The following is a 20,222-nucleotide window of genomic DNA, read 5'->3' as shown; positions in this document are numbered from 1 at the left end:
TGTCACCCTCCACACTCCTCTTCGGCCGGGCCGCGCATCCCCGCGCAGCCGCCCTAGGACCACACCTGCCCCGCGCCGCCTGCTTCGCGGCTCGCCAGACCGCCGAATCACCACCGCACCCCGGCCGGTCGCCGTGAAGCCCGCCCGGCAACGGGCCCCGGAGCCCTCCTGCTCAAGGGCACCGCCGCTGCTGCCCCACCCCACCGACGAACACCGTCCCGCGAACCGTTCGCGCGCCTCCCCTCGCAGGCTGGCCCGGAGCTCGCCAAGGCGTTCGCGCCGTAGCCGTAGCCGTAGCCGTAGCCGTAGCCGTAGCCGTAGCCGTAGCCGTAGCCGGTAGCCGGTAGCCGGTAGCCGGTAGCCGGTAGCCGGTAGCCGGTAGCGGTGCCCGTGGCCGCAGCCGCGCGCACAGCGCATCGGCCGATGGACCAGGCCCCGGCATACAGCCGTACCCGCCTGGGCCCGCGCGGCCCGAGCCGAGGACGCCGACCAAATTTCTCGGCGAGGCGCCGACTTCACGGACCGCGCCGAGGGCTCCGACGGTTCGGCTGCCGAGTCGGCCGAACCGCCGGCCGCCCCCCCCGCAGCCGCCACCACCGGCCGCCACGGCGGACGCCGGTCACCGCAGCCGCCACTGCCGACCCCTGCGGCCACCGCCGACCACCCCGGCCGCCACCGCCGACCACCGCGGCGAACGCTATGGGGTATCGCCGTGCCGTCCTGGCCGAGGGACGGCGCCCTCCGACACGGCGCCAATGCTGCGCGAGCACAGGCCACCGGGCATCCAGCACCAGGTCCCCGCGCACCAGGCGGCATACCGGGCCCCTTGGCCCCGGACACCAGGCCCGGACACCAGGCCCTGGCCCAGGACACCGGACCTCTGGACACCGGGATCTCGGCATCGGCCATCGCCCCCTGGCCGCCGGCACCAGCACCGGCACCGGGCCCCAGCACCGCGCCCCTGGCCATCGGCGCCGGCGCCGCCACCGGGCCACCGGCACCGGCCCGGGCTCCGGGCCGGGCTCTGGGCCCTCTCGCACCGGGTGGGTCGCCGGTACCAGGTACAGGGCACTGGTATCGGCCCCGGCCCCGAGCACCAGGCCTTGGGGGCACCAGGCACCGGATACCGGACCGAGGCGACGGCCAGGCCACCGCCTCCTGCGCCCGCCGCCCCGCCCCGCCCGGTCGGGCCGGCGGCGGGCCGTGTTCCTGGGCGGGCCGTGCCCCGGCGGCCGGGAGCGCCCAAGCCGGTTCACCCCAACCGCACCACCACCTGCTGGCCGGCGCCCGCCGTTGCGGTGAGGTTCCCGAAGCCGAGGCGCAGCCGGGCCCCCGTCGTCGCCGTCAGTACGCTCGCCGGCCGGGACAGGACCGCGGTGACGGGCCGGTTCCACACCAGGGTCAGCGCGGTCAGCGCCCGGGCCGGGTCCGCGACGCAGACCGTCGCCGTGCCGTCGGATCTCTCCCGCACCGTGACCGAACAGGGTGCGCTCGCCTCCAGCGCACCGGCCGTCCCGGCCTGCCAGAAGTTGACACCGGTGAAGCCCAGCGAGGCGACCGAAACGCCCTGGACGGCATCGGTGTTGGCGAGCACACCGGCCCAGCCGGGGGTCGCGGCCCGCGCCGCGGTCTGGGCCGCCGTGGCTCCCGGGAGTATCTGGTGGACGTACCCGGCCCCAGCCGGATCCGTGCCGTGGTCGTACCAGAGGGTCAGGTAGCGCCGGGTGAGGGCGGTGGTGGAGCCTCCCCGGTTGATATCGCTCCACCGGCCGGTCCGCGCCTCCCGCAGGGCTCTGAACGATCCCGAGCCGGACACCACGTACCCGCCGAAGCCCGCCAGGTGTGCCCAGCCCGGGGCCGGGAAGGTGGCCGACCAGCCGAGGCCGCCCGGCTGGACCGCGCCCCCGACGGTCAGGGCGTGCGTACCGGCGGCGCCCAGGTTGCGGTTCTCGATGACCGACTCGACGGGGACGCCGTCCGTGGCCCGGATGCCCGCGCCCAGGCAGACGACCGTGTCGGCGAGGAAGAACCAGGACTTGTGCGCCGTGAGGGTGCTGCCCAGGCCCCGCAGATGCTGGCCCACCGAGGAGAACTCCCCGTCGGTGCTGCCGCCCACCCACGCCGCGTCCGGCCGGGAGGCTCCCCAGTCACCTCCCGCGCCGTCCGCGAGGACCTTCCGGGCGACGGTGATCCCCGGCAGGCGGTACGGGTCCACCGTGGGCCAGAAGGAGTCCGAGTACTGGCCGTTGCCGTAGGTGGAGCCCCACCAGGCCAGCATCCCGCTCCCGGTGTGCCAGCCGCGCAGGTTCTCGCCGTTGCCCGTCTCGTAGTGAGCGATCCGCCGGGAGGCCATGGACAGGGAGGCGGCCCAGCCGGGGCGCCGGTGGGTGGCCCGGTCCATCGAGGCGAACAGCCGGTGCCCGACCGTCTCGGGCAGCGCCGCCACCGAGGTGTCCCCGTCCACCTCGGCCAGCCGGGCCACCGAGGACAGGCTCAGCGTCTGGTCGGCGAGCGGGCGACTGTAGTAGTCCCGGGCCATCCATCCCTTCACCAGCCCCCGCCAGCGGGCCCGCTCGGCGGCGCTCGCACCCTCGGCCAGCAGTAGGATCCCGGCCATGACCGCATGCCCGCGGGCGTGGTCGTCCTGGAGCACCTGCCGGGCGTCCGAGGCGGTCAGACCGCGGCTCACCGCCCGCCCCGACACCGAGTCCATGACCAGTCCGTTGAACAGGAACGGTGCCCAGGCCCGCTCGACGGCGTCGAAGACGATCTGCGCGCCGGGGTCCGTGACCTGCCACGGAGTCCCTCGCAACAGCCCGAACAACAGCCCGAGCCCGCCGAGCAGCACCGCCCCGTACGTCCCGGTGTACGGCACCCAGGTGTGCTGTACGAAGGAGCCGTCCCGGTAGAGCCCGTCGCCCGTGGAGACGTACGGGAAGACGGGCGCGAGCGCGTCCCGGGCCAGGGTGATCTTCGCGGAGTCCGCGCCGACCACCCCGCGCAGGGCCAGCACCCGGCACAGGTCCACCCGGTTCGCCCCCGTACTCGTACCGCTGTACGAACCGACGGCGGAGTCCGGCACGAAGTGGTCCACGGCCGCGCAGAATCCGGCGAGCTGAGCCTGCGACAGGTCCCCGGAGAGCAGGACGCAGAGGTCGAGCAGGGCCTGCGGGGCGCCGATCTGCCAGCAGTACCAGTTGCCGTACGGCACCTGGCCCGCGTGGTAGACCTCCGCGTGCAGATGGTCGAGCCCGGTCAGCAGCGCCGAACGCAGCGAGCCGTCGCCGGTGAGCCCGGTGCCGGGCCGGACGTACGCCTCGGCCATCGTCCGCAGCCGGTAGTGGCTCTGCATCATCTTCTCGGCGTCGGTGGCGAAGCCCAGGTCCGGCCAGAGCGAACCGGGCGCCGGCGCCATGGCCGCCCGCCAGTCGCCGGCCTGCGTTCCGAGCTCCACCAGCCGCGAGCGGAACGGCTCGGTGCCGGCGGGGAACTCGGCGCCCAGGAAGAGGCCGCGCCAGACCGCCCGCATGGCCTCGGGGACCTCGGCCCCGGGCCGGGCGTCCGCGCGCGAGGCGGGTGAGCCGAGCAGCAGCGCACCCCCGCCCGCCGCGGAGAGGAAGGCGCGCCGACTCCACATGTCCGTCATCGCATTCTCCTTGTCTCGATCCGTAAGCCGGCCACGGTGCCGCCGGTCCCCGCCGCTCCTTGCCCGTCGCTCCCCGCCCCTGTTCCTGCTCCTGCTCTGTTCCTCAGCTCACTCGACGTGCTCGCGGTACCGCGCGATCACCTCCCGCAGCACTTCGGAACCCTCCCGGGCCCACAGCCCCGGACTGAAGATCTCCACCTCCACCGGCCCGCGGTAGCCGGCCAGATCGGCCTTCTCCCGGAAGGCCCGCAGATCGATGCACCCGTCGCCCAGTTGCCCTCGCCCCAGCAGCACGCCTTCGGGGAGCGGGGTGACCCAGTCGGCGACCTGCACGGACACGATGCGCCCGGCCGCGCCCGCCCGGTGCAGATCCGCAGCCAGCCGCTCGTCCCACCACAAGTGGTACGCATCCGCCACCACCCCCACCTGTTCGGCCGGGAATTCCTCGGCCATGTCGAGGGCCTGGCCCAGCGTGGAGACCACGCACCGGTCCGCCGCGAACATGGGATGCAGCGGCTCGATCCCCAGCCGCACCCCGTGCCCGGCGGCCCACGGCGCGAGTTCTCCCAGGACGTCGACGATCCTGCGGCGTGCCCCCGGCAGGTCGCGGTCGCCGTCGGGCAGGCCGCCCGAGACCAGCACCAGGGAATCCGCCCCCAGTTCGGCCGCCTCCTCGACGGCCCGCCTGTTGTCCGCGAGAGCCGTCGCCCTTCCCGCCGGATCGGCAGACGTGAAGAACCCGCCACGACACAGCGAACTGACCCGCAGACCCGCCCCGGCGATCAGCTTTGCCGTCTCCCGCACCCCGAACCGCCGGACCGGGTCGCGCCACAGTCCCACCGCGCCCACGCCGGCCGCTGTGCAGCCGGCCACCAGCTCCGGCAGCGACCACTGACGGATGGTCTCCTGGTTGAGGCTGAGCCGCACGGGGGCGGCGACCCCGCTCATGACGCGAACCCGTACACCGCGAGAAGCTGCCGTATTCGGGCCTGCGCCAGCTGGGGGTCCGGGAACAGGCCCAGCCGGTCGGCCAGTTCGTACGCCGTGGCCAGGTGGGGGAGGGAGCGGGCCGAATGCAGCCCGCCCACCATGGTGAAGTGGTCCTGGTATCCCGCCAGCCAGGCCAGCAGCACCACCCCCGTCTTGTAGAAGCGCGTCGGCGGGGCGAACAGGTGCCGCGCCAGCGGAACGGTCGGATCCAGCAGCTCACGGAACCCCGCCGGGTCGTCCGCGTCGAGCGCGAGCGCCGCCCGTGCCGCGAAGGGGGCGATCGGGTCGAAGACACCCAGCAGTGCGTCGCTGGCCAGTTCCCCGTCACCGGCGATCAGTTCCGGGTAGTGGTAGTCATCGCCCGTGTAGCAGCGCACTCCCGCCGGCAGTCGGCGTCTGAGTTCCACTTCCCGTCCCGCGTCGAGCAGCGAGACCTTGATCCCCTCCACCTTCTCCGGAGACTCCGCGATGATCTTCAGGAAGACTTCGGTGGCGTCGTCCAGGTCGTCGTGGCCCCAGTAGCCGGCCAGCTCCGGATCGAACATCGGCCCCAGCCAGTGCAGTACGACCGGACGGGCACTCTGCCGCAGCAGTCTTCCGTACACCTCCAGGTAGTCCTCCGGGCCGCGGGCCGCGGCGGCCAGCGCCCGCGATGTCATCAGGACCGCCCCCGCCCCGCACGCCTCGATGTGCTCCAGCTGTTCCTCGTAGGCGGCGGTGATGGCCGCCAGGGAGTGCGCCCCACCCGCGGTGAGCTGGTCGGTACCCGCACCACAGACGATCCGGCCGCCCACCGCCCCCGCCTCGGCCGCGGAGCGGCGGATCAGCTCCGCGGCCACCGGCCAGTCCAGGCCCATCCCGCGCTGCGCGGTGTCCATGGCCTCCGCGACCCCGAGCCCCTGCGCCCACAGCCGGCGCCGGAACGCCAGCGTGGTCTCCCAGTCGACCACCGGGTCGCCTCCGGCAGCAGCCGTGAGCGGGTCGGCCACCACATGGGCCGCCGCGTAGAACCGGCGGCTTCGGGCCGGGCCGCAGACCAGCGGCCCGAGCGGGTCCGTGTTCGGCCGGTACAGACGGTGTCCGCCGTCCGCCGAGGGAAGCCGGACGGCGGTCACAGGGTCACCTCCGGTACCGGCAGCCGCCGGCCCTCCGCGGCGGAGCGCAGCCCGAGCTCGGCGAGCTGCACCCCCCGCGCACCGGCGAGCAGGTCCCACTGCCAGGGCTCGTCCCGTACGACATGGCGCAGGAACAGCTCCCACTGGGCCTTGAAACCGTTGTCCGCAGGCGCGTTGTCGGGGACCTCCTGCCACTGGGCGCGGAAGTCCTCGGTCCGCGCCAGGTCCGGATTCCACACCGGCTTGGGCGTCGCCGCCCGGTGCTGGATCCGGCATCCGCGCAGACCCGCGACCGCCGACCCCTGTGTGCCGTCGACCTGGAACTCCACGAGCTCGTCACGGTTGACCCGGACCGCCCAGGAGGAGTTGATCTGGGCGACCGCCCCGCCCTCCAGCTCGAAGATCCCGTACGCCGCGTCGTCCGCCGTGGCCTCGTACGGCTTGCCCTCCTCGTCCCAGCGGCGGCCGATGTGCGTACGGGTAAGGGCCTGCACGGTCCGGACCCGGCCGAAGAGCTCGTGCATCAGGTATTCCCAGTGCGGGAACATGTCGGCGACGATGCCGCCGCCGTCCTGCGCGCGGTAGTTCCAGGAGGGGCGCTGGGCGGGTTGCCAGTCGCCTTCGAACACCCAGTAGCCGAACTCCCCGCGCACCGACAGGATCTCGCCGAAGAACCCGCCGTCGATCAGCCGCTTCAGCTTCAGCAGGCCCGGGAGGAACAGCTTGTCCTGGACCACGCCGTGCTTGACCCCGGCCGTCGTGGCCAGCCGGGCCAGCTCCATCGAGGACTCGAAGCTGAGGGCGGTCGGCTTCTCGCAGTACACGTGCTTGCCGGCCGCGACGGCCTGCCGGACCGCCGCCTCCCGGGCACCGGTCACCTGCGCGTCGAAGTAGACCTCCACCTCGGGATCGGCCAGCACGGCCGCGAGGTCGGTACTGAAGTGCTCCAGGCCGTGCCGGTCGGCGATGGCCCGCAGGGCGGTCTCCCGGCGCCCGACCAGCACGGGCTCCGGCCACAGCACTGTGCCGTCGCCCAGGTCCAGCCCGCCCTGCTCGCGCAGGGCGAGCAGGGAGCGGACGAGGTGTTGGCGGTATCCCATCCGCCCGGTGACTCCGTTCACGGCGATCTTGATCGTCCTGCGGTCGGTCCTGATGTCCACGGGGTTCCCCTCCTTCGTGACGTGCGTCGTGCGTGCGGTGCGGTGCGAGCAGAAGTGGAAAGCCGATAGAAAGCGCTTTCTCTCGCATCAGGTTAGGGCTGCGCATCGCTCCTTTACAACACTCGTTCGAGTGATAGAAAGCGCTTGCTGCATCGGGCAGTATGGAGGTCCAGACACCGGATGAGACGATGGCTCCGCCCGACAAGGCGGGGCCACAGGACAGGATCAGAGGGAGGGGTACGAGATGGCGGTGACTCTCGCGGAGGTCGCGGCGCACGCGGGTGTATCGCCCGCCACGGTCTCGCGCGTACTGAACGGCGGATATCCCGTGGCCGGGGGCACCCGGACCCGCGTGGAGCAGGCCGTCGAGGATCTCGGCTACATCGCCAACGGCCCCGCCCGGGCGCTCGCGGCCGCCACCTCCGACCTCGTCGGAGTCCTCGTCCACGATGTCGCGGACAGCTTCTTCGGCATCCTGGCGGGATCCCTGCAGAGCGCCCTGGCACCCACCGGCCGGGAGGCCGACAGGCGGCTGGCCGTCGTCTGCAACACCCAAGGCGTCCCCGAGACCGAACTCGCCTACCTCACCCTGCTGGAGGGGCAGCGGGCCGGTGGGGTCGTCCTCACCGGCGGCGCCGTCGAGGACCGGGAGCACACCGCCGCGCTCGCCGCCCGCGTCGCCCGGATGGCGGCCACCGGCGTCCCGGTGGTGCTGTGCGGACGCCCGCCGCTGCCGGTACCCGCCGGGCTGCCCGTGGCCACCGTCATGTTCGACGACCACGGTGGTGCCTTCCGGCTCGCCGAACACCTGCTGACCCTCGGTCACCGGCGCATCGCCTACGTCGCGGGCCCGCCCGGACTGAGCACCACACGCGAGCGGCGCGCCGGACACCTCGCCGCCCTGCACCAGCACGCCCCCGACCTGCCCGACGCCTGCGCGCCCCTCATCGTCGACGCCGGATTCGAGCGCTCCGCCGGCTACGACGCCGCCCGCGAACTACTGCGCCGGGGCGAACCGTTCACCGCCGTCGCCACGGCCAACGACACCGTCGCCACCGGTGTCGTCGCGGCCCTGCGCGAGGCGGGCATGAGAATCCCCGAGGACGTCTCCGTCGCCGGCTTCGACGACCTGCCGTTCTGCGTGGACACCGCCCCCGCGCTCACCACCGTCCGGCTGCCGCTGCGCGAGGCGGGCATCCTCGCCGCCCAGCTCGTCACCGGACGCCGCCCGCTCCCACCCGGCGGCATCACGACCCTGCCCGCCGAGCTGATGGTCCGGGAATCCACCGCACCGCCCCCGGCCGAAGGGAGCCGGCCGTGAGGTACGCCTTCTCCACGCTCGGCCTCTGCGGCACACCGCTCGACAGGAGCGCAGCCCTGGCCTCGGCCCAGGGATACGAGGGCCTCGAACTGCGCGCCCACCCCGAGGAGCCGCTGCACCCCGGCAGTTCGGCCGGCGACCGGGCCGCGGGCCTGCGGACCCTCACCGCTGCCGGGGTCACCGTCCTGGGGGTCGCCGGCTATGCCAAGGTGGCCGCGCCCGGAGAGGACGGCCCGATCCTCGCCGAACTGCGGTCCCTGGTCCGCCTCGCCGCCGATCTGGAAGCCCCCTACGCAAGGGTCTTCCCGGGCGGCGGGGACCAGCCCGAGGCGGAGGCCGACGCCCACGCCGTGCGCCGGCTGCAGGCCGCGGCTCCGTTCGCCGAGCGGCACGGCGTGCGGATCCTGCTGGAGACCCACGACTCCCACCGCACGGGCGCCGCCGCCGCCCGGGTGCTCGACCGGGTCGCGCAGCCCGGCGCGGGCGCGCTGTGGGACGTACTCCACACCTGGCTGGGCGGCGAGCCGCCTGCGGAGTCCCACCGCAGTCTGGCCGGGCACCTGGGCTACGTACAGGTGAAGGACGTGGTATCGGCCGAGGAGCTCACCCCGCTCGGGCTCGGTGCCGGAGTGCTGCCGCTCGCCGAGGCGGTGGCCTGCGTACCGGCCGAAGGCTGGCTCTGCTGGGAGTACGAGAGACGCTGGTACCCCGGCGCCGCCGAGCTCGCGGGACAGCTCGCGCAGGGCCGGGAGTACCTCCAGCGGCTGGTGGCCCACGGCTGTCAGGCGGAATAGCCCAGGCGGGCGGGGTCGACGCCGTAACGGAAGCCGAGGCCCCGGGCGTACCGCTCCAGCTCCTCCACGGCCGTCGCCGCCAGCCGGTCCAGCTCTCCGCCCAGGGAACCGGCCACATGCGGGGTGAGCAGTACGTTCGGCAAATTGAACAGGGGAGAAGAAGCCGGCAGGACCTCGGGCTCGGTGTGGTCGAGGACGGCGTGCAGGCGACCCGCGACCAGCTCCTCCGTCAGCGCCGCGGTGTCTACGAGCGAGCCCCGCGCGGTATTGACGAGCGTGGCGCCGTCCGGCATCAGCGCCAGCCGGGACGCGTCCAGGAGATGGCGGGTCTGCGGCAGGGCGGGAGCGTGCAGGCTCACCACATCGCTGCGCCGCAGCAGTGCGTCGAGCGTGCAGGTCTCACCGCCGAGGGCCGCGACCTCGGCCGGGTCGGCGTACGGATCGTGCACGAGTACCCGCAAGTCGAAGGGCCGCAGGAGTTCCAGGACGCGTCGGCCGATCAGGGAGGCGCCGATGAGGCCGACCGTACGGCGGTAGTTGCCGACGCCCGGGTAGCGGCGCAGCAGATCGATCGGGCCCCGGGCGGCGCGGTAGGCGTGCGCCGATTCCAGGACCCGCTTGTTGGCGAACAGGATCGCGGCCAGGGTGTACTCGGCTACCGGCACCGCATTGGCGGCGGCGGCGCTGGAGACGAGCAGCCCGCGTTCCCAGCAGGCCTCGGTCACATGGTGCTTGACGCTTCCGGCGGCATGGACGACGGCCCGCAGCCGCGGCATCCGCTCCAGCGCCTCCGCGTCGAGGGTCGGACAGCCCCAGCCGGTGAAGAGCACCTCGGCCTCGGCGAGACGGTGGCGCAGCCCTGGGTCCGCCACGGCGAAGTCCGTGAGGAGCAGCTCGGGATCCACATCGGCGACGCGGACGAGCTCGGGCAGGACGCGGCGGCTGAGCACCGCGGCCCGGGTACCGGGGCTCATGGCGAGCACCGTGGCGGGGCGGTGCGGGGAGAGCGAAGGGTGGGTCACTTGACGGCTCCTGCGCTGAGACCCGAGCGCCAGAAGCGCTGGAGGCCGAGGAAGGCCAGCACGAGCGGGACGACGGCGACGAGCGAACCGGTGATCACCAGGGGATAGAGCTCGGGCTGCTGGTAGACGCTGCGGTTCCACATGAACAGCCCCAGGCTCACGGGGTAGAGCCGTTCGTCGTTCAGCATGGTCAGCGCGCCGTAGAAGTTGTTCCAGATCGCAGTGAAGGTGAACAGGAAGATGGTCACAAAGCCCGGCCACAGCATCGGGAACGACACGTGTGTGAAGACCCGTAGTTCGCCCGCGCCGTCGACGCGGGCGGCGGCCAGTACCTCCTCGGGGACGTAACCCTCGGCGAAGACGCGGGCCAGGTAGACCCCGAAGGGGTTGACGAGAGCGGGTACCAGGTAGGCCCAGTAGGTGTTCACGGCGCCGGCGGCCGAGGCCATCAGATAGAGCGGCAGCTGGAGGACGGTGGCGGGGACGAGTACGCCGGCGAGGACGACACCGAAGAGCTTCTCCTTGTGCCGGAACTCGTACGCGTGGAAGGCGTATCCGCAGGCCACGCTGATCAGGGCGGAGAGGGTGGAGCCGACGACGGTGTAGAGGAGGCTGTTGCCGAGCCAGCGGCCGAAGATGCCGTCGTTGTACGTGAACACCTCGCCGAGGTTGGTGAGGAGGTTGAACTCGCCCGGGGCGTAGGGGTCGGTGGCGAAGAGGTCCCGGCGGTTCTTGGTCGCGGCGAGCACCAGCCAGGCGAGGGGCATCAGGGTGTAGGCGGCGACGAGGAGCAGCGCGGCATTGACGGCGGTCCGGGAGAGCAGGCCACGATTGCGGGCGGGGCGCGTGATGCCGGTGTTCCTGCTGGGACCGGTGGTGCGGTCGGGGGCCAGGGCGGTGGTCATGCGGACCTCCATCGGTTGCCAAGCTTCGTGACGACGTAGGAGGCGGCGCCCGCCACGAGGGCGAGCAGCAGCGCGCCGGCGGCGGCCAGCCCGTAGTCGTGGCCCTTGAACGCGGCGCTGAAGATGTACATGGTCGGCGACCACGATTCGCCCATCTCGGTGGCACGGAGCTGGAGCAACTGCGGGGCGTCGAAGAGCTGGACGGCGCCGACGCAGGTGAACAGCACGGTCAGGACGAGAGTCGGACGGATGCTGGGCACCTTGACCTGGAAGGCGGTGCGGATGGCTCCGGCGCCGTCCATGGTGGCGGCCTCGAGGGTTTCGCGGGGGATGGCCTGGAGGCCGGCGAAGAAGATGATCATGTTGTAGCCCATCCACTGCCAGGCCGAGATGTTGACCACGGACAGCAGGGCCTCGTCGCGGCCGAAGAAGTTCCAGGAGAGGCCGAAGGTGTCGAGGGCGTCGAGGACGGGACTGAGGCCGGGTGTGTAGAGGTAGAGCCAGATCATCGCCGCGATGAGGCCGGGCACGGCGTGCGGCAGGTAGAAGGCGATCTGGAAGAACCGCTTGGCGCGGGCCAGCGCGGAGTCGAGGAGCAGGGCGAGGAGCAGGGCGCCGCCGACCATCACGGGGATGTAGAGGAGGCAGTAGACGGCGACGTTGCGGAAAGAGGTGAGGAAGAGGGGATCGGCGAGGGCCTTCGTGTAGTTCCCGAGACCGCTGAAGACCCGCTGGGTGCCGCCGAAACCGAGGCCGGACTGCGCGTCGTGGAAGAGGCTCAGCCAGGCGGCGTAGCCGATGGGGGCGATGGTGACGAGGGCGAAGAGGAGGAAGAAGGGGGCGGTGAAGAGGAGGACGGCCCACCTGGTCCCGGTGCGGGTGGTGGTGCGGGTGGTGTGTGGGTTGCGGGTGGTGCCCGTGGCGCGGGCGGTGCGGAGGGCGGGAGCGGCGTTGGGCTCGGCCGCGGTACGGATGCCCGCGCCGGTGGGGCCGGCGGCGGCCGGACCCGGTTGGGCGCCGCCGGCCCGGACCGCACCGGTGCCCTCGGCGTTCCACGCGGGGGCCGGGCCGCCCCCGGCATCCCGTTGGGCCGCCGGGATACCCGGGCCGGCCGGGGTGGCCGGAGCGTCGGGGCCTCCTGGGGTTGCCGCAGCGTCGGGGCCGGCCGGGGTGGTCGGAGTGTCCGGGCCTCCCGGGGCTGCCGGAGTATCCGGGCCTCCCGGGGTGGTCGAAGCGACCGGACCGGCCGGGGTCGTCGGAGTGTCCGCGCCTCCCGGGGTCGTCGAAGCGGCGGGGCCACCCGGGGTGGTCGGAGCGTCCGGGCCGGCCGGAGCGTCCGGGCCGGCCGGGGTGTTGCGGCCGGCCGGGGTCGAGGGGGTGCGGGCGGGCATCAGTCGGCCAGGCCCAGGCCGCGGTCCTTGATGGCCTTCTCCGCGGCCGCCTGCCCCTCGGAGAGGGCCTTCACCAGGTCCGGGCCGGCCGCGTTCTGCGCCGAGTTGACCTGGAGGTGCGTCGGCCCCCACGTCCAGCCGGGCACGATCGTCGCCGCCGCCTCGCCCGCCAGGGCGTACGGGTTCTGCCCGTCGAAGTACGAGGCGTCGAACAGCTTCGCCGCCTCCGCCCGCATCTCGGGGTTGGCCGGCAGGGCGCTGCTGGGGGCCTTGAGCGAGCTGAGCCGGGCCTGGATCGCGTCCGGCTCGGTGGTCACCCACCTGATGAACTCCGCCGCCGCCCTGGTCTGCTTGCTCCCCTTCGGCACGATGTACGAGGTGCCGCCGTACATCCCGGTCGCCGGCTTGCCGTCCCACGTCGGCAGCGGGGCGATGCCCCACTTGCCCTTCAGGTCCGGGTAGTTCGCCAGGAAGGTCCCCGCCGTCCAGGCGGCGCCGACGACCGTCGCGACCTGCCCGGAGGATCGTTCCTTCGCCTCACCCTCGCCCCACAGCGGGGTCTTCGAGGCGACCCCCGACGCCATCAGTCCGTTCCAGAACTCCGCGACCTTCTTCGAGGCGGGATCGTTGATCGCCACCTTCCACTTGTCACCCTCGGTCCCGTACCACTTCGCGCCCGCCTGCCACGACAGTCCGGCCAGTACCGCCGGATCGCCACCACCGAAGTTGGTGATCCGCACCGACGGATCGGCCTTGTTGATCTTCTCCGCGGCCGCCTTGTACTCCTCCCACGTCTTCGGCACGGCCACCCCGTGCTTTTCGAAGATGTCCTTCCGGTAGAAGAGTTCGAGCGGGGTCACGTCGAACGGCACCGCCCACGTCTTGCCGCCCAGCTTCACCAGCGACTGAACCGCCTCCGGGAACTTCTCCGCTACGAGTTTCCCGGAGGTCGCGCTGAGGTCCTCCAGGTTGCCGCCGCTCGCGAACTCGGGGAGCGCCGAGTAGTCCATCGTCGCGATGTCGGGCGCGTTGCCGCCCTTGACCGCGTTCGCCAGCTTGGCCGCCCCGTCCGGGCCGCCGGGGATCGCCGAGAACTTCACCTGGATGTTCGGGTGCGTCTTGTTGAACGCGTCGGCCGTCTGCTGCGCGCCCGCCGAGGAGGACCAGTAGGTGACGGTGACCGGCTGGTCCGCGGAGCCGGGCGCACCGGCCGAAGCCTGGGCGCCCGTCGCCCCGTCACCGCCGCCGCAGGCGGTGGCGAGCAGCGCCAGGGAGGCGACCGAGGCGGTCAGGGCGAGGCGGGGCAGGCGGACCGTACGAGCGGGACGACCAGGACGACCAGGACGAGCAGGACGTGACGGCCAGGACAGGAGAGAAAGCCGGGACGGGCGGAGGGGGCGACGGAAGCTGCGCGACATGATTCGGCTCCTACGGACACGACCGCTGACGGCGGCGGATGGGAGAACGCGGCCCATCTTTTGCGCGAACACGCACACCGTCAAGAGCGAATGCGCAACTCGATCGAAACAATCAATTGCCGCGCCCCTCCCGTCCGTTATGCGCGGATCGTCAGTCGCGGCAGCAGCTCCAGGTGCTGCCGCGGCGCCTCCGGCCCGCCGCCCGGACCTGTGGCCAGCCGGTCCAGCAGCAGCCCCGCCGCCCGCGCTCCCACCTCCCGCTTGGCGGGCGCCACCGCCGACAGCGGTACGTCGGCCAGCCCGGCCACCTCGTCGTCGTACGTGATCACGGCCAGGTCCTCCGGCACCCGCACCCCCCGCGCCTGAAGCCGCGGGATCAGCATGATCGCGTCGGTGTCGCTGTGGATCAGAGCGGCGGTCACACCGCCCGTGGTCACCGCCCCGCACAGGTAGTCCAGGGCCCGGGCGAACCGGTCGGCCACCGTCAGCGGATCCGCCCCGGCCGGCGGCCACGGGGGCGCGGGCTCCAGCCCCAGCGCGGCGACGGCCGCCTCGTACCCGGCCCGCAGCCGCGCCGTGGTCGGGGTCTCCTGGCAGGCCAGCGCGATCCGGCGGTGCCCGAGCGCCACCAGGTGCTGCACCGCCCGGGCCGCCCCGTGCGCGTGGTCCGACACCACCCGGTCCAGCGCGGCCGCCGGGTGCCCGGGCGGGGCCGACCGCTCCACCAGCACCGTCGGCACCGCCAGCTCCGCCGTCCACGCCCCCTCTCCCGGCCCCGCCGAGCCGGTGTCCCAGTTCGGCGTCAGCAGCAGCCCGTCCGCGCCGGTCGACAGCAGCCGGTCCGCCTGGGTCCGGTCCTCGCCGGGCAGGTACCGGGTCAGCCCCACGGTCAGGCGCGCCCCCCGCGCCTCCACCACCTCGCGGGCCCCCCGTACGACATCGGCGTAGTAGTACTCGGTGGTCGGCACGACCATCCCGATCACCAGCCCCGGCCGCACCGGAGCGGCCGTCGGCTCCCGCAAGGCCGAGGCGCCCTCGGATGCGCCGGAGGGCGGGGCCGGCCGGTGCTCGACCCGGCTGATCACCCCGTGCATCCGCTGGATCTCGCCCCGGGCCGCCATGGCCTCGATGTCGCGCCGCAGGGTCACGGGGGAGATGCCGAGCTCCCGGGCCAGGTCCGCGACGCGCACGCTGCCCCGTGCCCGGACGAGCGCGAGCACCTGCGCCTGGCGCTGGTCCACATGTGGTCTCAAGGTGTTCCCCCTGCGGTCTTCCCGCGGTCTGCCCGTCGGTATCCGTGGTGTGCACCGCCATCATAGTGAAGTGAAACGATCGAATCGATCGCTTTCGTTCAACTGGTCATTGACGGCATGGACGGGGCGTTCATATATTCGGCGGCGTCCCGCACCTCGCCACAGCATCTCGACCTCTCTCGGGAGTCAGCGCATGCTCACGTACGACCAGGACGGATTCCGGCGCGCGGCCCGCCCCCACCGCATCGTCTCGGGCTCCCTGCACTACTTCCGGGTCCATCCCGACCTGTGGGAGGACCGGCTCACCCGGCTGCGCGCCCTGGGCGCCAACACCGTGGACACGTACGTTCCCTGGAACTTCCACGAGACCGCCCCCGGCAAGGCCGACTTCACCGGCTGGCGGGACTTCGGCCGCTTCCTGCGCATCGCCCAGGACCTCGGACTCGACGCGATCGTCCGCCCGGGCCCGTACATCTGCGCCGAATGGGACTTCGGCGGCCTGCCCGCCCGCCTCCTCGCCGTCGACGGGCTGCACCTGCGCTGCTCTGACCCCCGCTTCCAGGCCGAGGTCGACGGCTGGTTCGACCTCGTCGTCCCGGAACTGCTGCCGCACCTCACGAGCCGGGGCGGCCCCGTCGTCGCGGTACAGATCGAGAACGAGTACGGCTCGTACGGGAACGACACCCGCTACCGCGCCCACGTGGAGCGGGCGCTCACCGAGCGCGGCGTGGACTGCCTGCTGTTCACCGCCGACGGCCCCGAGGACGCCATGCTCCAGGGCGGCACGGTGCCCGGCCGGCTCGCCACCGCCACCTTCGGCGCCAAGCCCGCCGAACGCCTCGCCCTCCTGCGCCGCTACCAGAGCACCGGGCCGCTCACCGCGATGGAGTTCTGGATCGGCTGGTTCGACCACTGGGGCGAGGACCACCACGTCCGCTCGGTCGAGGACGCCGCCGCGTCACTGGACGAGCTCCTCGCCACCGGCGCCTCCGTCAACCTCTACATGGCCCACGGCGGCACCAACTTCGGCTTCTGGGCCGGCGCCAACCACACCGGATCGCGCCCCACAGACCCCGGCTACCAGCCCACCGTCACCAGCTACGACTACGACGCCCCCATCGGCGAGGCCGGTGAACTCACCCCCAAGTTCCACGCCTTCCGCGAGGTCATCGCCAAATACGCACCCGTGCCGGACGGCCCGCTCCCCGCGCCACGGCCGCGCATGGCACCCGCCGTCGCCACCCCCGCCGGCCGCGCCCCGCTCCTCGCGCACCTCGACGCGCTCGGCGGCGCACCCGTACTGCGCCCCGCACCCGAGCCGATGGAGAAGCTCGGCCAGAACCACGGCCTGATCCACTACCGGACCACCGTCACAGGCCCCCGCCCCGCCATGCCCCTGCGGATCGACGGGCTCGGGGACCGCGCGTACGTCTTCGCCGACGGAGCCCTCCTCGGCATCCTCGACCGCAACGCCCCGGACGAGGGCCTCGACCTGCCCGTCGGTGAGGGCGGAGTGGTCCTCGACGTACTGGTCAGCGCGCAGGGCCGGGTCAACTACGGCCCGCTGCTCGACGACCGCAAGGGCATCTGGCGCGGGGTCCGGCACGGCCACCAGCAGCTGTTCGAGTGGGAGATCAGGCCGCTGCCGCTCGGCGATCTCAGCGCCCTGAAATGGTCGCGGACAGCCCCGCGGAACGGACACGAGGGCGAGGGCCAAGGCGGGCACGAGGCCTGGCACGAGGGCGGGCACGAGGCCTGGCACGAGGGCGGGCACGAGGGCGAGAACGAGGGACGACCCGTCTTCCACCGCTTCACCCACCCCGTCGGCGACGCGCCCGCCGACGGATTCATCGACGTGTCCGGCTGGGGAACCGGTCTGCTGTGGCTGAACGGTTTCCTCCTCGGCCACTACGACACCCCGCGCGGCCCGCAGCGCACCCTCTACGCCCCCGCCCCCCTCTGGCGGACCGGCGACAACGAGATCGTCGTCCTCGAACTGGAACGCCCCGGCACCGAGCTGCCGCTGCGCGACCAGCCCGACCTCGGCCGCCCCACGGTGGTCACCCTCCAGTGAGAGAAGATCTCCACGTGAAGCGCACCAGTGCCCGCCTCGCCGACGGACGCGAGATCCTCTACTACGACACCGACGAGAGCGCGGCCCGCTCCTTCCCGGACACCCGCCCCCTCGACGCCGCCGCACTCGCCACCACCTCCGAGGTGCGCCGCGACCCACTGCTCGGCGACGCGGTGGTCATCGCCTCCCACCGCCAGGGCCGGACCCACCTCCCGCCCGCCGACGCCTGTCCGCTGTGCCCCTCCACCGAGGGCCGCGCGAGCGAGATCCCGGCCCCGGACTACGAGGTGGCCGTCTTCGAGAACCGGTTCCCCTCCCTCGCGGGCGACACCGGCCGGTGCGAGGTCATCTGCTTCACCCCGGACCACGAGACCTCCTTCGCCGGACTCGACGAGGAGCGGGCCGCGCTGGTGCTGGCGGCCTGGACCGACCGCACCGGGGAACTCTCCGCCCGCGCAGGGGTGCGCCAGGTCTACTGCTTCGAGAACCGGGGCATCGAGATCGGGGTCACCCTCGCCCATCCGCACGGCCAGATCTACGCCTTCCCCTTCGTCACCCCGCGCACCACCCGCATGCTCGCCACCGTCGCCGCCCACCGGGCCCGCACCGGCGGGGAGAACCTCTTCGAGCGGGTCCTGGCCGACGAGCGGGCCGACGGCTCCCGGGTGGTCCTCGAAGGGGAACACTGGACCGCCTTCGTGCCGTACGCCGCGCGCTGGCCGTACGAGGTCCACCTCCACCCGCACCGCCGGGTTCCCGACCTGCCCGCCCTGGACGAAGCGGCCCGCGCCGAGTTCCCCCGGGTCTACCTGGAGCTGCTGCGCCGCTTCGACCGGCTGTTCGGGAGCTCCGGTCCGACCCCGTACATCTCCGCCTGGCACCAGGCCCCGACGGGGGAGGGGCGGGAGGACTTCGCGCTCCACCTGGAGCTGTTCACCGTCCGCCGCACCGCCGACAAGCTGAAGTACCTCGCGGGAACCGAGTCCGGGATGGAGGCCTACATGAACGACGTGCGGCCGGAGGACGCGGCGGCCCGCCTGCGGGAGGTGGCGAGCCCGTGAGCCGGATGGTCGCGCAGCAGTTCCGGGAGCTGTACGGGTATCCGCCCGAGGGGGTCTGGGCGGCCCCGGGCCGCGTCAACCTGATCGGCGAACACACCGACTACAACGACGGCTTCGCCCTGCCCTTCGCGCTGCCGCAGCGCACCGAGGTGGCGGTGGCCCGGCGCACTGACGGGACCCTCAGGCTCCACTCCGCCGACGTCCCCTCGGGCACGATCACCCTCGCCCTCTCCGACCTGGACCCGGCCCACCCGCCGCAGAGCTGGGCCGCCTACCCGGCCGGGGTGGTCTGGGCACTCCTGGACGCCGGGCTCGCGACCGGCGGGGCGGACCTGCACGTACGGTCCGACGTGCCGACCGGAGCCGGGCTGTCCTCCTCCGCCGCGCTGGAGGTGGCCACCACCCTGGCCCTGGCCGAGCTCCACGAACTCCCGCTCACCCGCACCGAGGTGGCCGCACTCGCCCGGCGGGCCGAGAACGCGTACGTCGGAGTGCCCTGCGGAGTCATGGACCAGATGGCCTCGGCCTGCGCCACCGACGGCCACGCCCTGCGCCTGGACACCCGCAGCCTCGAACAGCGGCACATCCCCTTCGACTGCGCGGCGGCGGGCCTGCGCCTCCTGGTCATCGACACCCGCGTCCAGCACGACCTGGCCGACGGCGCCTACGCCGAGCGCCGCGCCTCCTGCCACCGGGCGGCCGCCGAGCTCGGGTTGCCGGCCCTCCGCGACCTCGCGTACCAGGAGCTGGAGGGGGCGCTGGACCGCCTCGCCGACCCCGTCGCGCGCCGGCGCGTCCGGCACGTCGTCACCGAGGACCAACGCGTCCTGCGGGTGGAGGAGTTGCTGCGGGCCGGGCGGCTGCGCGAGACGGGCCCGCTGCTCACCGAGGGGCACGCCTCGTTGCGCGACGACTACGAGGTGTCCTGCCCGGAGCTCGACCTGGCCGTGGCCACCGCGAACGCGGCGGGCGCGTACGGGGCCCGGATGACCGGCGGCGGCTTCGGCGGCTCGGCCCTGGCCCTGGTCGACGCGGACGCGGAGCCCTCGGTGGCCCGGGCGGTGACGGAGGCCTTCGCGCGCGCGGGGTTCAAGGCGCCGCGCATCACCCCGGCGGCGCCGTCGGCGGGCGCGAGCCGCCTGCTGTAGCCCGGGGAAGCGGGGCCGGCCCGGCCGGCCCCGGGCAGCCGGCGGCCGGGCCCTCCCGGCCGCCCGGCTCCGGCGCGTCGCCCCTGCCCGGGCTCCGAGCCCGCCCTGCGGTGCGCGACGCGCGCCCGTCCGGCGCGTCGCCCCGCGGTGCGGGACGCGCGTCCTCAGCATCCGGCCGTACAGAACACGCAGCCTTCCCACAACGGCAGCGCGTCCAGCACCCGGTGGCGCACGCAGGAGGCCACGGCGGCCTCTTCCGGGCCGGGCATGACCTTCCAGCCGGGGCGCTCGGCGGTCGCCGGGTCGAACTCCTCGACCATCGCCCGGTACTCCCGCAGGTACCCCTCGGCGCGGGCGGGCTCGTAGGTCAGTTCCTCCCACCGGTGCCGGGTCAGGGCGAGGTCGAGGACGCGCAGCAGGAACTCCTTCGCGGCCGCTCGCTCCCCGGGCTCGGCACCCCAGTCGAGCTCGGCGAGGCGGAAGCCGACGGCGCCCCGGCCCATGACGGCCTGGTCCTGGAGCGTCAGGAGGGCGGCGAAGCGGAAGTGCCACGGCTCGCGGGCAAGTGAGGACACGGCCAGGACCAGCACGTCGACGAAGACCGCCGTGGCGTTGTTGTTGAGGTCCAGGCAGCGGCCGTTGCCGCCGTGGAAGAAGTTCGACACGGGGTCAGCCTGCCGTAGGCCACCGCCGCCGTCACCATCGCCCCGGCCACCGGCGCCGACATCCGCGAAGGCCCCCGCGAAGGCCCCCGCGAAGGCCCCCGCGAAGGCCCCCGCGAAGGCCCCCGCGAAGGCCCCCGACCTGGGTGCCTGTTCGGTGCAGGAGGCCCGGGCCGTCGCCAAGCGCCTCGCCGGCCCCCTCCGACGCGGCTGACCGGCAGGGGGGATCCCGGGCCGCCCGGCACCTCCACGAGCCCTGCGC

The 20,222-nt window shown here is 73.4% G+C and carries 15 protein-coding genes; 5 read left to right on the top strand and 10 right to left on the bottom strand.

The window, feature by feature from the left end:
- Positions 1-1,252 precede the first annotated feature (1,252 nt).
- The 4 genes from ACZ4TG_RS02740 to ACZ4TG_RS02725 all read right to left on the bottom strand — a co-directional run bounded on the left by ACZ4TG_RS02740 (position 1,253) and on the right by ACZ4TG_RS02725 (position 6,851).
- On the bottom strand, positions 1,253-3,646 hold the full coding sequence (locus ACZ4TG_RS02740) for a polysaccharide lyase 8 family protein (RefSeq protein ID WP_468159500.1): 2,394 nt from the start codon (positions 3,644-3,646) through the stop codon (positions 1,253-1,255).
- 108 nt (positions 3,647-3,754) lie between these two features.
- Positions 3,755-4,594, bottom strand: coding sequence for a sugar phosphate isomerase/epimerase family protein (locus ACZ4TG_RS02735; protein ID WP_468159499.1), 840 nt, complete (start codon positions 4,592-4,594; stop codon positions 3,755-3,757).
- The gene (locus ACZ4TG_RS02730; protein WP_468159498.1) at positions 4,591-5,751 is read right to left on the bottom strand and encodes a dihydrodipicolinate synthase family protein; all 1,161 of its coding nucleotides are present in this window, start codon (positions 5,749-5,751) and stop codon (positions 4,591-4,593) included. The genes ACZ4TG_RS02735 and ACZ4TG_RS02730 overlap by 4 nt, the downstream gene beginning before the upstream one ends.
- Positions 5,748-6,851: a Gfo/Idh/MocA family protein gene (locus tag ACZ4TG_RS02725; RefSeq protein WP_468159780.1), complete on the bottom strand. Its 1,104-nt coding sequence runs from the start codon at positions 6,849-6,851 to the stop codon at positions 5,748-5,750. The genes ACZ4TG_RS02730 and ACZ4TG_RS02725 overlap by 4 nt, the downstream gene beginning before the upstream one ends.
- Positions 6,852-7,155: 304 nt before the next feature.
- Here ACZ4TG_RS02725 and ACZ4TG_RS02720 point away from each other — a divergent pair, with 304 nt between their 5' ends.
- Together ACZ4TG_RS02720 and ACZ4TG_RS02715 are read left to right on the top strand one after the other, a co-directional pair.
- Positions 7,156-8,232 carry a LacI family DNA-binding transcriptional regulator gene (locus ACZ4TG_RS02720; protein WP_468159497.1) on the top strand — a complete coding sequence of 359 codons (1,077 nt, stop codon included), beginning with the start codon at positions 7,156-7,158 and terminating at the stop codon, positions 8,230-8,232.
- Complete coding sequence (locus ACZ4TG_RS02715; RefSeq protein ID WP_468159496.1) at positions 8,229-9,026, top strand: sugar phosphate isomerase/epimerase family protein; 798 nt, start codon at positions 8,229-8,231, stop codon at positions 9,024-9,026. Before ACZ4TG_RS02720 ends, ACZ4TG_RS02715 begins: the two co-directional genes overlap by 4 nt.
- Here the strand turns inward: ACZ4TG_RS02715 and ACZ4TG_RS02710 are convergent.
- The 5 genes from ACZ4TG_RS02710 to ACZ4TG_RS02690 form a co-directional block, all read right to left on the bottom strand.
- Positions 9,014-10,000 carry a hydroxyacid dehydrogenase gene (locus ACZ4TG_RS02710; RefSeq protein WP_468159779.1) on the bottom strand — a complete coding sequence of 329 codons (987 nt, stop codon included), beginning with the start codon at positions 9,998-10,000 and terminating at the stop codon, positions 9,014-9,016. The genes ACZ4TG_RS02715 and ACZ4TG_RS02710 overlap by 13 nt on opposite strands.
- A gap of 44 nt (positions 10,001-10,044) precedes the next feature.
- Positions 10,045-10,953 carry a carbohydrate ABC transporter permease gene (locus ACZ4TG_RS02705; RefSeq protein ID WP_468159495.1) on the bottom strand — a complete coding sequence of 303 codons (909 nt, stop codon included), beginning with the start codon at positions 10,951-10,953 and terminating at the stop codon, positions 10,045-10,047.
- Complete coding sequence (locus ACZ4TG_RS02700) at positions 10,950-11,753, bottom strand: carbohydrate ABC transporter permease (RefSeq protein ID WP_468159778.1); 804 nt, start codon at positions 11,751-11,753, stop codon at positions 10,950-10,952. The genes ACZ4TG_RS02705 and ACZ4TG_RS02700 overlap by 4 nt, the downstream gene beginning before the upstream one ends.
- A gap of 590 nt (positions 11,754-12,343) precedes the next feature.
- Entirely contained in the window at positions 12,344-13,762 is a 1,419-nt protein-coding gene (locus ACZ4TG_RS02695; protein ID WP_468159494.1) for an ABC transporter substrate-binding protein, read from the bottom strand.
- Between the two features lie 137 nt (positions 13,763-13,899).
- Entirely contained in the window at positions 13,900-15,015 is a 1,116-nt protein-coding gene (locus tag ACZ4TG_RS02690; protein ID WP_468159493.1) for a LacI family DNA-binding transcriptional regulator, read from the bottom strand.
- A gap of 193 nt (positions 15,016-15,208) precedes the next feature.
- Between ACZ4TG_RS02690 and ACZ4TG_RS02685 the strand changes: the two genes are divergently transcribed.
- From ACZ4TG_RS02685 to galK, 3 genes are read left to right on the top strand one after another with little or no spacing between them, the layout of a single operon-like run.
- Positions 15,209-17,089: a glycoside hydrolase family 35 protein gene (locus ACZ4TG_RS02685; protein ID WP_468159492.1), complete on the top strand. Its 1,881-nt coding sequence runs from the start codon at positions 15,209-15,211 to the stop codon at positions 17,087-17,089.
- Positions 17,090-17,103: 14 nt separating this feature from the next.
- Positions 17,104-18,150 (top strand): galactose-1-phosphate uridylyltransferase, encoded by a 1,047-nt coding sequence (gene galT / locus ACZ4TG_RS02680; protein WP_468159491.1) that lies wholly within the window; start codon positions 17,104-17,106, stop codon positions 18,148-18,150.
- 5 nt (positions 18,151-18,155) lie between these two features.
- A complete protein-coding gene (gene galK, locus ACZ4TG_RS02675; RefSeq protein ID WP_468159777.1) occupies positions 18,156-19,298 on the top strand; it encodes a galactokinase in 1,143 nt (380 codons plus the stop codon).
- 164 nt (positions 19,299-19,462) lie between these two features.
- Here galK and ACZ4TG_RS02670 read toward each other — a convergent pair whose 3' ends face one another.
- Positions 19,463-19,963: a hypothetical protein gene (locus ACZ4TG_RS02670; RefSeq protein ID WP_468159490.1), complete on the bottom strand. Its 501-nt coding sequence runs from the start codon at positions 19,961-19,963 to the stop codon at positions 19,463-19,465.
- Between the last annotated feature and the right edge of the window lie 259 nt (positions 19,964-20,222).

The sequence above is a fragment of the Streptomyces sp. NPDC028314 genome, assembly GCF_055565795.1.
The sequence above is the reverse complement of the archived record's forward strand: the minus strand, read 5'-3'. Positions and strand labels throughout refer to the sequence as shown.

What these genes read in the sequence shown, in the direction of transcription:
- ACZ4TG_RS02740 (WP_468159500.1), bottom strand. Translation starts at nt 3,646, where the DNA reads ATGACGGACATGTGGAGTCGGCGCGCCTTCCTCTCCGCGGCGGGCGGG.
- ACZ4TG_RS02735 (WP_468159499.1), bottom strand. Translation starts at nt 4,594, where the DNA reads ATGAGCGGGGTCGCCGCCCCCGTGCGGCTCAGCCTCAACCAGGAGACC.
- ACZ4TG_RS02725 (WP_468159780.1), bottom strand. Translation starts at nt 6,851, where the DNA reads ATGGGATACCGCCAACACCTCGTCCGCTCCCTGCTCGCCCTGCGCGAG.
- ACZ4TG_RS02720 (WP_468159497.1), top strand. Translation starts at nt 7,156, where the DNA reads ATGGCGGTGACTCTCGCGGAGGTCGCGGCGCACGCGGGTGTATCGCCC.
- ACZ4TG_RS02710 (WP_468159779.1), bottom strand. Translation starts at nt 10,000, where the DNA reads ATGAGCCCCGGTACCCGGGCCGCGGTGCTCAGCCGCCGCGTCCTGCCC.
- ACZ4TG_RS02705 (WP_468159495.1), bottom strand. Translation starts at nt 10,953, where the DNA reads ATGACCACCGCCCTGGCCCCCGACCGCACCACCGGTCCCAGCAGGAAC.
- ACZ4TG_RS02695 (WP_468159494.1), bottom strand. Translation starts at nt 13,762, where the DNA reads ATGTCGCGCAGCTTCCGTCGCCCCCTCCGCCCGTCCCGGCTTTCTCTC.
- ACZ4TG_RS02685 (WP_468159492.1), top strand. Translation starts at nt 15,209, where the DNA reads ATGCTCACGTACGACCAGGACGGATTCCGGCGCGCGGCCCGCCCCCAC.
- galK (WP_468159777.1), top strand. Translation starts at nt 18,156, where the DNA reads ATGGTCGCGCAGCAGTTCCGGGAGCTGTACGGGTATCCGCCCGAGGGG.